The organism is Phyllobacterium sophorae, assembly GCF_003010965.1.
Classification (GTDB): Bacteria; Pseudomonadota; Alphaproteobacteria; order Rhizobiales; family Rhizobiaceae; genus Phyllobacterium; species Phyllobacterium sophorae.
Genome location: NZ_PGGM01000018.1, coordinates 20,561 through 35,753 on the forward strand (window position 1 = coordinate 20,561; position 15,193 = coordinate 35,753).

The 15,193-nt window shown below is 58.2% G+C and carries 16 protein-coding genes; all 16 read left to right on the forward strand.

Annotated elements, in window-relative coordinates; genetic code table 11:
- The first annotated feature begins 63 nt into the window (after positions 1-63).
- Positions 64-636, forward strand: coding sequence for a phage portal protein (locus CU103_RS27485; protein ID WP_245449036.1), 573 nt, complete (start codon positions 64-66; stop codon positions 634-636).
- Positions 552-926, forward strand: a complete 375-nt coding sequence (locus CU103_RS27490; protein WP_245449037.1) for a DUF2460 domain-containing protein — start codon at positions 552-554, stop codon at positions 924-926. The genes CU103_RS27485 and CU103_RS27490 overlap by 85 nt, the downstream gene beginning before the upstream one ends.
- Positions 923-1,789 carry a DUF2163 domain-containing protein gene (locus CU103_RS27495; protein WP_106667222.1) on the forward strand — a complete coding sequence of 289 codons (867 nt, stop codon included), beginning with the start codon at positions 923-925 and terminating at the stop codon, positions 1,787-1,789. Before CU103_RS27490 ends, CU103_RS27495 begins: the two co-directional genes overlap by 4 nt.
- Positions 1,786-2,214, forward strand: coding sequence for an NlpC/P60 family protein (locus CU103_RS27500; protein WP_106667223.1), 429 nt, complete (start codon positions 1,786-1,788; stop codon positions 2,212-2,214). Before CU103_RS27495 ends, CU103_RS27500 begins: the two co-directional genes overlap by 4 nt.
- A 48-nt stretch (positions 2,215-2,262) precedes the next feature.
- Positions 2,263-6,111, forward strand: a complete 3,849-nt coding sequence (locus CU103_RS27505) for a baseplate multidomain protein megatron (protein ID WP_106667224.1) — start codon at positions 2,263-2,265, stop codon at positions 6,109-6,111.
- 30 nt (positions 6,112-6,141) lie between these two features.
- Positions 6,142-6,366 carry a hypothetical protein gene (locus CU103_RS27510; protein WP_106667310.1) on the forward strand — a complete coding sequence of 75 codons (225 nt, stop codon included), beginning with the start codon at positions 6,142-6,144 and terminating at the stop codon, positions 6,364-6,366.
- An 86-nt stretch (positions 6,367-6,452) separates the two neighbouring features.
- The gene (locus CU103_RS27515; protein ID WP_106667311.1) at positions 6,453-6,704 is read left to right on the forward strand and encodes a hypothetical protein; all 252 of its coding nucleotides are present in this window, start codon (positions 6,453-6,455) and stop codon (positions 6,702-6,704) included.
- A 21-nt stretch (positions 6,705-6,725) separates the two neighbouring features.
- Entirely contained in the window at positions 6,726-7,397 is a 672-nt protein-coding gene (locus tag CU103_RS27520) for a response regulator transcription factor (RefSeq protein WP_106667225.1), read from the forward strand.
- 135 nt (positions 7,398-7,532) lie between these two features.
- A complete protein-coding gene (locus CU103_RS27525) occupies positions 7,533-8,834 on the forward strand; it encodes an ATP-binding protein (RefSeq protein ID WP_162707209.1) in 1,302 nt (433 codons plus the stop codon).
- Positions 8,835-8,920: 86 nt separating this feature from the next.
- Positions 8,921-9,352 (forward strand): RT0821/Lpp0805 family surface protein, encoded by a 432-nt coding sequence (locus CU103_RS27530; protein ID WP_106667226.1) that lies wholly within the window; start codon positions 8,921-8,923, stop codon positions 9,350-9,352.
- A 174-nt stretch (positions 9,353-9,526) separates the two neighbouring features.
- Positions 9,527-10,414, forward strand: coding sequence for a hypothetical protein (locus CU103_RS27535; RefSeq protein ID WP_146147878.1), 888 nt, complete (start codon positions 9,527-9,529; stop codon positions 10,412-10,414).
- Positions 10,411-11,055, forward strand: coding sequence for a hypothetical protein (locus CU103_RS27540; RefSeq protein WP_106667228.1), 645 nt, complete (start codon positions 10,411-10,413; stop codon positions 11,053-11,055). The genes CU103_RS27535 and CU103_RS27540 overlap by 4 nt, the downstream gene beginning before the upstream one ends.
- Positions 11,056-11,137: 82 nt before the next feature.
- Entirely contained in the window at positions 11,138-12,298 is a 1,161-nt protein-coding gene (gene ccmI / locus CU103_RS27545; protein ID WP_106667229.1) for a c-type cytochrome biogenesis protein CcmI, read from the forward strand.
- Entirely contained in the window at positions 12,298-12,741 is a 444-nt protein-coding gene (ccmE, locus tag CU103_RS27550) for a cytochrome c maturation protein CcmE (RefSeq protein ID WP_106667230.1), read from the forward strand. The genes ccmI and ccmE overlap by 1 nt, the downstream gene beginning before the upstream one ends.
- Entirely contained in the window at positions 12,738-14,717 is a 1,980-nt protein-coding gene (locus CU103_RS27555) for a heme lyase CcmF/NrfE family subunit (RefSeq protein WP_106667231.1), read from the forward strand. Before ccmE ends, CU103_RS27555 begins: the two co-directional genes overlap by 4 nt.
- Complete coding sequence (locus CU103_RS27560) at positions 14,714-15,190, forward strand: cytochrome c-type biogenesis protein (RefSeq protein ID WP_106667232.1); 477 nt, start codon at positions 14,714-14,716, stop codon at positions 15,188-15,190. The genes CU103_RS27555 and CU103_RS27560 overlap by 4 nt, the downstream gene beginning before the upstream one ends.
- Positions 15,191-15,193 lie beyond the last annotated feature (3 nt).

Consider the following 15,193-nt stretch of genomic DNA (forward strand, 5'->3'; position numbering starts at 1 on the left):
ACGAATAATCGTTTTTGTACACGAATTAACCCCGCTCTGCAACCTGAGAAAGAACCCCCTCGAATGGCACTCAATTGGCCGTGGCGCGGACGCGCCGCGAACGAGACCCCGCACCTGCAGCACAAGTCGGCACAGGGCTTTGTTGCCTTGCAATTCGACCGCGAAGCACGCTGGTCGCAGAGTGGCTTTGCCGGCCTGTCGCGGCAGGGCTTCATGCGCAATCCGATCGCCTACCGTTGTGTTCGCCTCCTGGCGGAAGCGGCAGGTGCAACGCCCTGGCTGCTGTATGAGGGCGGGAAGGAACACAGCCAGCACCCGTTGCTCGACCTTCTCGCCAATCCGCATCGCGGCATGGATGGAGCGAGTTTCTTCGAGGCGCTGTACGGCCATCTGCTCCTCTCCGGCAATGCCTATGTGGAACGGCTGCAGGGCGGGGGCGGGACAAGCGAGCTGCATCTGCTGCGGCCTGACCGTATACGCATCGTTGCCGACGACAATGGCTGGCCGACTGCGCTCGCCTATGGCGTCGGCGCGCAGATCCGTTCGATCATTTGTCATGCCGATCCGGGGCGACGATCGCACCGGGTGATCAGTGGCTTGGCGCGGGTGATGGACATAATGCGGTGTTTCAACTGACCAAACGCTATGGTGACTATGCGCGGACGATCACAAAGGCGCATGGAGGGACCGTGCGGGCCGCCGTCAATGGCGTCGAGCAGACAGAAGCCCTGGATTTCGTCGTCGAACTGATCACCGGAACAATCATTTTCCGACCTGAAAAAATTCCACCCGCAGGCGCGGCGGTGACGGCCGGCTTCGGCTTCGATGTGCCGGCCCGTTTCGATACCGACCGGCTGACGATCAGCATCAAATCGTTCAGGGCCGGCGAAATCCCATCCATTCCAATCATCGAGGTGAAGGCATGACGCAAATTCCCGGGGCGCTTGAATCACATCTTGCGGGTGAAGTTACAACGCACTGTTTCTGCTGGATTATCCGGCGCAAGGATGGTGTGGTTCATGGCTTTACCGATCATGACCGGCTATTGCTCGTCGGCGGTGTCTCCTGTGAACCGCAAACCGGGCTCAGTGCCAGTGAGGCGACGAGCTCGCTTGGGCTGGGCGTGGACAGCGCCGAAATCGAGGGTGCGCTTTCGTCCCTGAGCATCACCGACGGCGACGTCGAGAGCGGAGCGTTCGACGAGGCAGCTGTCGAAACCTGGCTCGTCAACTGGGCCTCGAGCGATCAGCGCACATTGCTTCGCAGCTCACGTGTCGGCACGATCACCCGCTCCGGCGGGCGTTTCGTGGCCGAGCTGAAAAGCAGCTCCGTCGATCTGGACAAGATAAGCGGGCGCCGCATCACACGCCGTTGCGATGCGCAACTCGGTGATCGCCGTTGCGGCTATGCTGGTGGTGCGCAGTCGGGAACGGTTATCTCGACTCTGTCGGATCGCGAGATTGTTGCAGCTGGGTTGAAGCCGCAAAATGGTGACTGGTTCGACAACGGCGCCTTGACTCTCGCCAGAGGTGGCAGGAACGTTGTCCTCAACCACGAACCCTATGGCGGCGGCATGCGCCTCAGTCTGCGTGATACACAAGTCCCCCATATCGAGGTTGGCGACACATTCCAGTTGTTGCCCGGCTGTGACAAGAGCTTCGAACAGTGCAAGGCCAAATTCGACAATAGCGCGAATTTTCGTGGTTTCCCCCATCTCCCCGGCAATGACGCTGCTTACAATTATGCTGATGGCAAGGGTAATTTCGACGGCGGGCCGCTGGTGCCATGATGGTTGCAGATGAAGTCCTGGCGGAGGCGAGGCACTGGATTGGCACACCGTATCGCCATGGCGGCTCGAAGTGTCAGGTGGGATGCGATTGCCTCGGTCTTGTGCGCGGTATCTGGCGCTCTCTCTATGGACGGGAACCGCAGTCGGTCAGCACCTATTCTGCCGATTGGGCGGAGGCGGGCGCGAGTGATCCGCTGCTTGAGGCGGCGCGGCGGCATATGAACGAGAAACAGCTCATCGAGATCGAATCCGGCGATCTGATCGTCTTTCGCTGGCGCGATGGCGTTGCCGCCAAACACCTGGGTGTTTTGGCGGATACGGATCATTTTATTCACGCCTATGAGGGCCATAGCGTCATGGAATCGGCGCTGGTGTCTCAATGGCGCAAACGGATTGCCGGCGTGTTCAGTTTTCCTGATCGCTAGCCCCCAACACGATTGTTAACTTAATAATTCTGGAAAGATTTCAAACGCATGGCGACTATTGTTCTTCAGGTGGCGGCCGTGGCCATCGGCAATGCGGTTGGCGCGTCAGCGCTCGGGGCCGCGATCGGTACTGCGGCTGCATCGATTGGAGGCTATCTGATCGATCAGGCGCTTTTCGGCCAACGTACCGAAAGCGGACGCATGTCCTCGATGCGACCCACTGTCGCCGAAGAGGGAGCGTCCCTACCGCGCATTTATGGAGCTGCGCGGCTAGGAGGCACGCTCATTTGGGCGACGCGCTTCGAGGAAACCAAGACCAAGCGCCGGGGCTCCAAGGGTGGGCCGAAATCGACCGAATATTCATACTTCGCCAATTTCGCCATTGCCGTGGCGGAAGGCGAAATCAGCCACGTCCGCCGGATCTGGGCCGACGGCAAGGAATTCGACCAGACACGCGCCACGATCCGCGTCCATAAGGGCAACAATCTCCAGTTCCCCGATCCGCTCATCGAAGCCAAGCAAGGACGCGGCAACGCGCCGGGCTATCGCGGTACCGCCTATGTTGTCTTCGAGCGGCTGGCGCTGGATGACTACGGGAATCGCCTTCCGCAATTTCAGTTTGAGGTCGTTCGGGCTATCGGAAGTGTCGTACGTGACCTGCGCGCCGTTGCGCTGATACCGGGTGCGACCGAATTCGGAATGTCGCCAAAACTCGTCACTGACGAGCCGTCTAAAGGGACCACACGCGCACTAAACCGCAACTGCCTCCGCGGCGCGACTGACTGGCAGGCATCGCTCGACGAACTGCAGTCCCTGTGTCCGTCACTTAAGCATGTCGCAATCGTGGTGCCCTGGTTCGGTACGGACTTGCGGGCGGGGCAATGTACAATCAGGCCCGGCGTGATGGATCGCAAAGGCTATGGTGAAAGCGATGCATGGCGAGCGGGTGGCATAGGGCGATCGGAAGCGCACCTGATTTCGCGTGACGCCGGCGGTGCCGTCTATGGCGGTACCCCCTCTGATGAGAGCGTGATTGCGGCCATCCGTGACGCCAAGGCCAGGAACCTGAGCGTTACGCTCTATCCCTTTGTTATGCTTGATGTTCCGGCAAATAACGAGTTACCTGATCCCTATGGCGCCTCCCGCCAGGCGACCTTTCCGTGGCGCGGCCGCATCACTTGTCATCCTGCGCCATACCAAAATGGGAGCGTTAACGGTACGGCAGCTGCAGCTGGGCAAATCGAGGCGTTTATCGGCAGCGCGACCAGCGGTTCGTTTCGCGTCGTAAAAGGACAAGTTTCGTTTCGCGGCGCGGAAAGCGATTGGGGCTATCGCAGGATGGTACTGCATATGGCGCAGCTGGCCATCCAAGGTGGCGGCGTCGATACGTTCCTGCTCGGATCGGAACTGTGCGGGCTGACCATCGTCAGGGAACAAAATGACGGGTTTCCCTTCGTCAATGCGCTTTGCACATTGGCCAGCGATCTGCGCAACGTACTGGGTGCGGAATGCAAGCTGACCTATGGGGCCGACTGGACAGAGTATTTCGGCCACCACCCGCAGGACGGGTCGGGCGATGTCTATTTTCATCTCGACCCGCTTTGGGCTCATCCGGCAATCACTGCCGTGGGCATCGACAATTACATGCCCCTGAGCGATTGGCGCGATGAGGATTATGGCGCTCCCAATCCGGATGGATTTTCGGCTCCCTACGATCTTCCCGCATTGCGGGGGCAGATTGCATCGGGTGAGGGATTCGACTGGTATTATGCTTCCTCCCGCGATCGATCGTCTCGAGTGCGAACACCCATAAGTGACCAATACGGCAAACCATGGGTCTACCGCTACAAGGATACCACTGGCTGGTGGCAGAACTGGCACTACAATCGCAAGGGCGGCGTCGAAAGCACTGTGCCAACCGCATGGCAACCCAGAATGAAGCCTTTTTGGCTAACTGAGATTGGTTGTCCGGCGGCCGACAAGGGGCCAAACCAGCCGAACGTCTTTCCCGATATGAAGTCGTCGGAAGGCGCTTTTCCTTACTTCTCCGATCAGGGGCGCTGCGATCTCGCACAGAACCGCTTTCTGCGCGCGCATTTTGGCCATTGGGATGCCGGCCATGCCGGTTCGATGCTTGACACGGACCGGCTCTATGTCTGGGCTTGGGACACACGGCCATTTCCGGAATTTCCGTTGAACCGGACCTTGTGGGCTGACGGCCCCAACTGGACATCGGGTCACTGGCTTAACGGCAGGCTTTCTGGCGTCGCACTGGACGAACTCCTGGGTGCAATTCTGGCCGATTTTGGCGTAACGAATGCCGATACCAGCCAGGTTGACGGATTTGTCGGGGGCTACGTCATCGAAGATCCGATCAGTGTACGCTCCGTTCTTGAACCAATCCTTGCATTGTTTGGCGTGGAAGCTTTCGAGAATGGCGACCGCCTGATATTCCGCAGTTCGGCACGCTTGACCGGACAAGCGGCTTTGATGGCAGAATTCGTTGAGCCGGAGGAGCATGGTCCGGTGACGTGGCGCATCCAGGAAATGATGGATCAGCCCGCCCGCGTTGAAATTGCGTATCGGGACCCGATGCTGGACTATCAGGCGGCAATGGCTTTTGCCGAACACCTTGACGGCCGGGGCACAGAGAACATTGCAATTCCCGGCACGATCGATAGTGGCCAGGCAAAATCACTCGCGGAAGAATGGCTGCAAGCGCGTCGTGCTTCACGGCGAACCGTTGCTTTTGAATTGCCGTGGAAACAGGTGAGCCTGAGGACAGGGGATCGGGTAAGGATTCTTGGGAGCAATTCGGCGCCGGATTTCGTTATTTCCTCAATTGAAGACGGAGCCACCCGCCGTATCGAAGCCAGTGCCTTGCCGCAGCATGTCCGTTATCCCGATCGGGCAGGGCTACCGGTTTCACTACCGGCACCATCGGTAATTCGCGGAAGGCCGTACTTTCATCTGATTGATCTGCCGATGTGGCCTGGAGTGGAAAAACCTGTCGATCAATTCCGTGTCGCAGCCTTTGCTCAACCGTGGAGCGGGGTTAGCGTCTTCGCATCACCCGAAACGTCGGGCTTCGAGTCGAGGGCAACCCTTGGCAGTCGCGCTGTGATGGGCGAACTCGTTAATGAGCTGGGGGCGGGGTTGAGCGGACGCCTCGCGAAAAATCAGGTACTCGAGGTGGATCTCTACCACGGTGAGCTGACCTCGGTAACCTTGCCGCAAATGCTCAATGGCGCCAATTCCGCCATGCTGGCGACGCCAGAGGGTGGTTGGGAATTGCTCCAATTTCTCAATGCGGAGGAGATGCAGGCCGATCGCTGGCGGCTGACAGGGCTATTGCGCGGGCAATGCGGAACAGAACGCGAGGCAATGCGTCCCAGGCCGGAGGGCATGGCGTTCGTCCTGCTCGACGAAGGTGTCAAACCCGCAGGTCTGAAGACACAGGAGGCCGGCCTTGACGTTTATTGGCGTATCGGCGCGTCAGGGGAAGATTTTTCCGACCAGTTCTTCCATACGGTCTCCATGGCCGGAGGGCTGCGCGCTTTGCAACCGCTTGAACCTGTCCACGTCAGATCGCGGACCGATTCTAATGGCGCCATCAACATTTCCTGGACCCGGCGCGGACGTATCGATGCTGACAGCTGGCTGGCAGCGGAAATTCCGATGGGCGAGGAGCGTGAAGCCTACCGCATCGAAATACGCAAGGATGGAAGGCTCATCCGATCTGCCGATGTCGAAAACACAAGCTGGATTTACACTAAGGCCCAACGTTTGAGCGATTTTGACAGTCTCGACGCTGAAATCGATTTCAGTGTTGCCATGATATCAGCGGTGGTTGGCCCCGGCCGCCATGCGCGCAAGATTATTTCCCAATCAATTTGAAAATAACCCTGTTTGAAAAAGGAATTAATGATGACCGATGAAAAAGCCTGGTTCCTGTCAAAGACGATCTGGGCGTCGATCGTAACGATCGCGCTCTCCTGCTCCAGCTTCTTCAATATATCGCTGGAGCATGTTGATCAGGCGCCACTTATCGATACGATAATCCAGTTCTTGACCGCACTGAGCGGGATTATTGCACTTTTTGGTCGGATCAGCGCTAAGACGCTCATTTCACGTAAAGAAATAGGATGTTAAAAGGCGTGAACCTGTGGCAATCCTGCTTACGGGACTCCAATTGTTCATGCATCGTTCAGACAGCAACCGATAATAATGACGCCATGATGAAAAACATCCTTATCTCCCTGCCCCTTGCGGGCCTGATCTCAGCTGCTGGCGTCTTCCACGCCGGTGCTGCTTTAGCCGCGGATTGCTCGTCGGTCGGGCAACAGGTGGCGGACTCGCAGGGCGGTACCCTTGCGCGCGCCACATCTGTTGTGCAGAACGGCAAAGAGGTTTGCGTGGTGGTGGTGCTCATTCCCGGCAAGGATGGTGAGCGTCCGCGCCGCGTCGAAGTCGCCGTACCGGCAAACTAGTCCGCATCGCAAGGATCCTGCATGAGAATACTCGTCGTCGAAGATGACCGTGACCTCAATCGCCAATTGGTTGATGCCCTGGGCGATGCCGGGTATGTGGTCGATAAGGCTTTCGACGGCGAAGAAGGGCACTTTCTCGGCGACACGGAGCCTTACGACGCTGTTGTGCTCGATATCGGCCTCCCGCAGATGGATGGCCTGACCATCCTCGAAAGATGGCGCCGGGACGGGCGGATCATGCCTGTTTTGCTGCTGACCGCGCGCGACCGCTGGAGCGACAAGGTTGCCGGAATCGATGCTGGGGCCGACGACTATGTCGCAAAACCCTTTCATATTGAAGAAGTTCTGGCACGGCTGCGGGCGCTCATTCGCCGCGCTGCGGGTCATGCATCGTCGGAAATCAGTTGCGGGCCGCTTCGCCTCGACACAAAGACGTCGAAAGCAACCGTCAACGGCACGGCATTGAAACTGACATCACACGAGTTCCGGCTGTTATCCTACCTCATGCATCACATGGACGAGGTGGTATCGCGCACTGAACTGGTGGAACATCTCTACGACCAGGATTTCGATCGCGATTCCAATACGATCGAAGTTTTTGTTGGCCGTTTGCGCAAGAAGATGGGCATCGATCTGATCGAAACCATTCGTGGTATGGGATACAGGATCAAATCGCAGGAAAACAAGGCATAGACCTTTGACAATCCGGCCTGATGTGGTCTCCAGAATAGGGCAGGGCAACGCGTGAATTCCCGGCTGACCGGCTATCTTCCAAGACTACGTTCCCTGTCCTTGCGCGTCATCATGCTTTCGACGCTCTGGACGATCATTTCCTTCTTTGCAATAGCCACCATCATTTCCGCCCTCTATGGTGATGCGCGACTGCAGAGCTTCCGGCAGCTCCTTTCCGCCCATCTCTTCAGCGTTATCGCCTCGGTCAGTGTCAATGACGGCACTCTTGCAGGACGCCCTGACCCTGGTGAAGTGCGCTATTCCAGCCCGCTCTCTGGCTGGTACTGGTCTGTTGAACCGGTGTCGGACAATCTGAAGGGGTCGCTGCGGTCGGTGTCGCTCGGCGACAAGTCCATCGATGCTCCTTCGACTTTGAATGTTCCGTTCGACACATCCTTTCAGCGTTCGTATACCGAGCCAGGACCCAAGGGAGAGCAAGTCACAGTCGTCGAAACCGAGGTTGTGCTAGACGCGGAAAATCGCGTTGCCCGGTTCAGGGTGATGGGGAATTTGAGTGAAGTCGAGCGCGAGATTGCCGGGTTCCGCAATACTCTCTACTTTTACCTCGGAATATTCGCCCTTGGCGGGACCCTGATCAACGCCGCTGTGATTCTGTTTGGCCTGCGTCCGCTCGATCGAGTTCGCCGTTCCCTTGCTGACATTCGGGAAGGCAAGGTTTCGCGGCTGAACGAGAATCTGCCGCTCGAGATTGCACCGCTTGCCCGCGAGATGAATGCCCTGATCGATAATAATCGCCGGATCATGGAACGCTCACGTACCCAGGTTGGCAATCTGGCTCATTCGCTGAAAACACCATTATCCGTCCTAGTTAACGAAAGCCGGACAATCGGGGGTACCGAGGGACGCATTATCGCCGAACAAAGCGCGGCCATGCAGGTCCAGGTACAGCACTATCTGCAGCGTGCGCGCGTCGCGGCACAGCGCGACAGCGTCGTGTTCCGCACACCTGTAACGCCGACTCTGGCCCGGCTTGCGCGGGTGACAGCAAAGCTCAATCCCACAATGGATGTTCAATTCCTGAACCAGATGGACGGCGCCATCTTCGCGGGTGAGCAGGAAGATCTTGAGGAAGTCGTTGGAAATCTTCTGGAGAATGCCGGAAAATGGGGCCGCAGTGCCATCAGGCTGACGCTGGCCAAGGCAGACGGCGGCCTGGAGATACGCGTTGAGGATGACGGCCCGGGTCTCGCTTCGAATCAGATCAAGGATGCTCTCACCCGTGGCAAGCGGCTGGACGAGAGCAAGCCCGGCACCGGACTTGGCCTGTCCATCGTTTATGATACGGTCCGCGAGTACGGTGGAACGCTTCGGCTGGACCGCAGCGCCGATCTCGGCGGACTCAATGCGAGACTGACCCTACCTGTTGCCGGAAACTGAATCGAGCTTGCAAGGGCCCGCCCAATCGGTTCATAAAGACCGGTAAACCTGCCCTGCTGTGAGAAGCATTGTAAAACGGACAGACGATGAAGCTTCATATTGCCATTTCCCTCCTTGCTATCGCAATTCTCTCTGGCTGTTCGACGACGTCCGGCTCCAAAGCCGGTGGCGCCCTGAGCAGCCTGACCGGCGGTTCAAAGCAGGCGGCGCCGTCAGGCGTGCTTGCTGCGTTGGGCAATGGGCTGATCGGAAACAATGCATCGCTGGATGCGTCGGATCGCAAACGCGCCTTGCAGGCGGAATATCAGGCACTCGAATACTCTCCCGCCGGCAAAACAGTTGAATGGAAAAACGCCAGCGGGAGCCGCTCGGGTGAAGTCGTTGCGGCGCAGCCCTACCAGGTCGGGTCGCAAAACTGCCGCCAGTATACCCATACGGTGCGCGTCGACGGCACGCCGCAATCGGCCCGGGGCACCGCCTGCCGGAATGAAGATGGCAGCTGGACTCCGCTGACGTAAGTCTGGACGCGCACGACTCCTTAATATTCCCTGTTCCATTTCATCTGTGACCACACGTGGTGGGCAGGCGTGTGTCGCAAAGACAAAATTACGCGGATCATTGCCGCGAGAACTAGACTCCACACACTCGAACCGGACATAGCTACGCAAGCCTTGGTCAAGGCCGAGATCGAGATGAACGAGGAGTTCCTGGATCTCGCCGATACATATTTTCTCCGGAGAAAGGCCTTTCAGCCCGACCAGCCGCGTGTTCCCGCCGGGAATCCAGACGGTGGGCAGTGGACCGATACGGGTGGCGGATCTTCAGGCTCGGCGCAGCCGGTATACATGCGTCGTGAAGATCCTCTTTCATCGCCCATGGCGTTGGGTGGTGGTGGTGGCGGCATAGTCGGCGGAGGAACGGGTTCTGGCATCCTGCTTGCGCCCTACCTTTTGCGAGAAGGGGGGCGCTCCACCGGGCTGTTGCCAGCAGAAGACGCTGTTGCTGAATACAACCGGCTCTCAAATCAGCGGGATCCGAGCCTCAAGCCAGTCCTGCTCTTTCGTCCGAAGGACTGGGGTGCGGACGATCAGCTCCAGCCAGGAAGAAGAGTGAAGGCAACTGTCCAACTGTTGAACAAGGATGAGGTTAAACAATACTGTCCGGAGGTAGGCATTGTACAATCGCTGGCGAACCAAGCGGTCAAACAGGCAGGTCCGCGGTCAAACTATGAGACGCCTTGGTTATTTGGCACGGCTGCACATACGAATTTGAAGAACCTCGCTACCGCCAATTATCCCAATGTCTTGCGGGCGGAACGATCTTATCTGAAATTTGCGGAAGAAGTTGCAGCAGATGAAAACTCTGAGGATTTAGCCAGGTACGGTATGAAGAATACTGTTCGAATTGATATAGTAGGACCGGAACGAGATAATCGAGTATGTGTCTATGATTTCAAGACAGGGCGAGCGGGGATCAGCGTTCCGCGAGCAATCGAGATGCGCAATGCCGTTCACAAGATTCACAATACGCTTACAGATGTTGTTATTGTTGAAATCAATTTCGATGAGAGCTGGAAATGACCACAACCACCCAAGTAAAGGAGGCGTTGATGCCTCTTGTTGCCCGCCATTCGGATCTGGTGCTCATTGGGCGGTTTCTCATTGTCAAGCCGGTTCACCATATAATGCGTGGCGTCTTTGTTGATCGCAGTAGCGACAAACGATCGTTCGAACCGCATATTGTTACGTATCCGCTCGTGCCGCTACGAAAGAACGATTCACTGGGATGGAATCCGGTGTGGCTCTACGACCAATCTGTGGGCATGTGGGATGTAACCAAACCAGACACCATTACAGCCATGAGGCACCATATTGAAGCAATAGCCTTGCCACCGCTTCGGGCAATAAAGACGTTCGATGACTACATTGCCCACGAGCGTGCTAAATCGACGACGTTTTATGGTCATTTTGATGATCGGGTATTCACCAACATATTCGTCGCCGCCGCTCTCGGCGATTTCAGCAAGGCTTTGCAGTTACGCCCGCAAGATGACCGAATAGAGCGGTATTTCGCCAAGTTTGCCCCTGACTTTTTTCCGGCTCTGGAAGCTGGAGATCGGCAGTTCATTGCAAAGGCCCTGCACCAATGGGAAGAGGCCACTGTCAAGGCACACAAGATGGAACACATCTGGGAGCCCACGCCCTTCCCACTGGAACTTTAGGCTCCCACAACCTTTGCGGCGAATTGCCCTATCAATTTAAATCCATTTGGATTTTGCGCGTCGGTGGGGGTATGTCTCTGGCATGATTTTCTGGATTTCCGCTGCATTATTGACCGTTGGCGCGACGCTGCTGGTGCTCTTGCCATTGACGCGGCGCGTCAAGGCACCCGTTTCCGACAATCAATATGACGTTGAGGTCTATCGCGATCAGCTGCGTGAGCTGGATGCGGACGAGCAGCGAGGGCTCATCGATAGCGTCAGCGGCGAGCAGGCGCGCGCGGAAATTGGCCGCCGCCTGCTCAAATCGGCCAAGGCGGCACAGGCAGATGCAACGATTGTCCGTCCGCAAAAAAGTGCGACACGCGAATGGCTGACGCTGGCAACAGTTCTAGCTATCCCCCTCATATCCTGGGGCATTTATACGAAGCTAGGTTCCCCTGACTTGCCAGCGCAGCCGCTGGCGGAACGTCTTGCCAAGCCTGCTGACCAGAGCACGCCCGCCGAACTGATCGCGCGTGCCGAAGCGCATCTGATGCTCAACCCCGACGATGGCCAGGGCTGGGAAGTGCTCGCGCCAATCTATTTGCGCCTTGGCCGTCCGGCCGACGCTGTCACTGCCTACCAGAACGCAATCCGCCTCAACGGCGACAGCGCCGCCCGCCAGCTCGGCCTGGGCGAAGCGATGGCTGCGGCCGCCAATGGCAAGATCACGCCCGAAGCCGAAGCTGTATTCCGGCATGCGCTCGAACTTGATCCGAAAGACATGCGGCCGCAATTCTATATTATCGACGGCTGGATGCAGCAGGGCCGCTTGGCCGAAGCGCGAGACCTGATCCGCAAGCTGCTGGTGGAAGCGCCCGCCGACGTGCCCTGGCGCGATCAGGCGCAGGCCGCTCTGACCCGGCTCGATCAGGAGATCGCCGGCGATGCACCCGATGTCAGCGACGTGGAAAAAACTGGCCCGGATGCCTCGCAGGTCGAAGCCGCGGCAGGCATGAGCGGGCAGGACCGCGCCGAGATGATCGAAGGCATGGTGGCAAGCCTTGCCGAAAAATTGAAACAATCGCCTGATGACATAGAGGGCTGGGAGCGGCTCGTTCGCTCCTATGTGGTTCTCAACCGGCCCAATGATGCGATTGAAGCATTGGACCGGGCAAAGAAGGTGTTGAGTGCGGACAAGGCCGCGAAGCTCGACGCGGTGGCGGAAGATCTCGGCCTCGCGGTCGAGCTGGAGAAAGATTGATGACGCGCAAGCAGAAGCGGCTATCGGTGATTGGCGGCGGACTCCTGGTCCTGGGCGTTGCAGCGGCGCTCGTCCTGTTCGCGCTTCAGCAGAAGATCGCATTCTTCCGTATGCCGTCCGACATTCAGACTTCGGACATGCAGTCGGAATCGCGGTTCCGTCTTGGCGGCCTCGTCGAAAAGGGCACTGTGATCCGCGGCGAGGGGACGAAGGTCAGCTTCTCGGTCACCGACCATGTCAAGAGCGTACCCGTCACCTACGATGGCATCCTGCCCGACCTTTTCCGGGAAGATCAGGGCGTAGTCATCGAGGGCAGGTTCCTGCCGGGGGGCGCTTTCGTGGCGGACAGTGTCCTTGCAAAACATGACGAGAACTACATGCCGAAGGAGGTTGCTGACAGTCTGAAGGCAAAGGGCGTCTGGCAGGGAGAGAGCAAGCAATGACCGTTGAACTCGGACATTTCGCACTGGTACTGGCATTGGCCCTTTCGATCGTTCAGGCCGTGCTCCCCGTCGTTGGCGCCCGCCGGAATGATGACCGGATGATGGCTGTTGCCGTACCTGCTGCATTTACCGTCTTTGCCCTGATCGCCCTGTCCTTTGCAGCTCTGACAGCCGCCTACGTGCTTTCTGATTTCTCGGTGCAGAATGTCTGGGAAAACTCGCATTCGCAGAAGCCGCTTCTGTACAAGTTCACAGGTGTCTGGGGCAACCACGAAGGCTCGATGCTGCTCTGGGTGCTGATCCTCAGCTTTTTCACGGCGCTTGTCGCATTCTTCGGGAACAATCTGCCGCCCGCGCTGAAGGCCAATGTACTTGGTGTTCAAGCTTGGATTGGCTCAGCGTTTCTGCTGTTCATCGTCGCCACCTCCAACCCCTTCGCCCGCATCAATCCGGCTCCGATCGAGGGCCAGGACCTCAATCCGATCCTCCAGGATATCGGCCTCGCCGTTCATCCGCCCATGCTTTATCTCGGCTATGTCGGTTTTTCAGTGTGCTTCTCCTTTGCTGTGGCGGCGCTGATCGATGGGCGCATTGATGCCGCCTGGGCGCGCTGGGTGCGTCCCTGGACGCTGACAGCATGGCTGTTTCTGACCGGCGGCATCGCCATGGGCTCTTACTGGGCCTATTACGAACTAGGCTGGGGCGGCTGGTGGTTCTGGGATCCAGTCGAGAATGCATCCTTCATGCCATGGCTAGCGGGTACGGCGCTGCTCCACTCTGCACTTGTCATGGAAAAGCGCTCGGCGCTGAAAATATGGACCATTCTCCTCGCCATCATGACGTTCTCCCTGTCGTTGCTCGGTACATTCCTTGTGCGTTCGGGCGTGCTGACTTCCGTCCATACATTCGCGACCGACCCCGGACGCGGCTTGTTCATTCTGGCTATTCTCGTGCTTTTCATCGGCGGTTCTCTGGCGCTGTTTGCGTGGCGGTCGCAAACGCTGGCTCCGGGCGGGCTATTCCAGCCTATTTCGCGCGAGGGAGCGCTGGTCTTCAACAATCTGTTCCTGACGACTGCTGCAGCGACTGTCTTGATCGGCACGCTCTATCCATTATTGCTTGAATCGCTGACGGGCGAGAAGATTTCCGTCGGCGCGCCGTTTTTCAATCTGACGTTCGGCCCGTTGATGATCCCGCTGCTTGCCGCCGTTCCCTTTGGTCCGCTTTTGGCCTGGAAGCGCGGTGACATTCTGGCGGTAGCGCAGCGGCTGATGACCGCGTTTTTCGTCGCGTTGATCGTGGTGGCGATCATGCTCTACCGCACGTCGGCACCCGGTGTGCTCGCCGCCTTCGGTATTGGACTCGCCGTCTGGCTGATGCTTGGGGCGCTCACCGATCTCGCGCTCAAGGCTGGCATCGGCAAGGCGCCCGTCAATGTCCTTGTACAGCGGGTTGTGGGCCTGCCGCGCTCGGTCTTCGGAACCGCCCTTGCGCATTTCGGTCTTGGTGTCACGCTGCTTGGCATCGTCGCCACGTCAACGTTTGCTACCGAAAATGTGCTGGTGATGAAGCCTGGCGATACGATAGACGCAGGCGGCTATACATTGCGATTCGACCGCATCGATCCGGTCAAAAGCTCGAACTTTACCGAGGACCAAGGCCAGTTCACGATCCTCGACAGTGCCGGACAAGAAGTGACTGACCTCATGTCGGCGAAGCGCTTCTTCCCCGTGCGCAAGATGCAGACAACCGAGGCTGGAATAAGAACATTCATGTTCAGCCAGCTCTATGTTTCGCTCGGCGACCCGGTCAAGGATGGTGTCGTCGTCAGGGTGTGGTGGAAGCCGCTCGTCACGCTGATCTGGCTTGGCGCCCTGGTGATGATGGCAGGTGGCGGCATGTCGCTGCTCGACCGGCGCCTGCGCATTGGTGCACCGGCCAGGGCCAGGACCGAAAAGGCGCGGGCCACCGCATGAGACGGTTTCTCTCAAGCCTCGTCCTTGCCCTTGCCCTGACCTTTGCGACGACTGGCGCACGGGCTGTTGCGCCCGATGAGATGCTGTCCAACCCGGCACTGGAGAAGCGGGCGCGGACCATTTCCGCGGAATTGCGCTGCATGGTGTGCCAGAACGAGTCGATTGACGATTCGAACGCCGATCTCGCCAAGGATTTGCGTCTTCTGGTGCGAGAGCGCCTGGTTGCGGGCGATACGGACGAGCAAGTGCTGGAGTTCCTCGTCGCGCGCTACGGCGAGTTCGTCCTGCTCAAGCCACGGCTGCAGACGAGCACTTTGCTGCTATGGGGGTTTCCAATCGCCGCGCTGCTCGCCGGCGGTATTGCTATCGTCATGGCTGTCCGGCGGCGGCGGATGACACCGGTCGAGACGGCGCCACTTTCAGAGAGCGAAAAGAAACAGCTGAAGAAGCTCTTCACTGCACCCCGCGACTGAAGG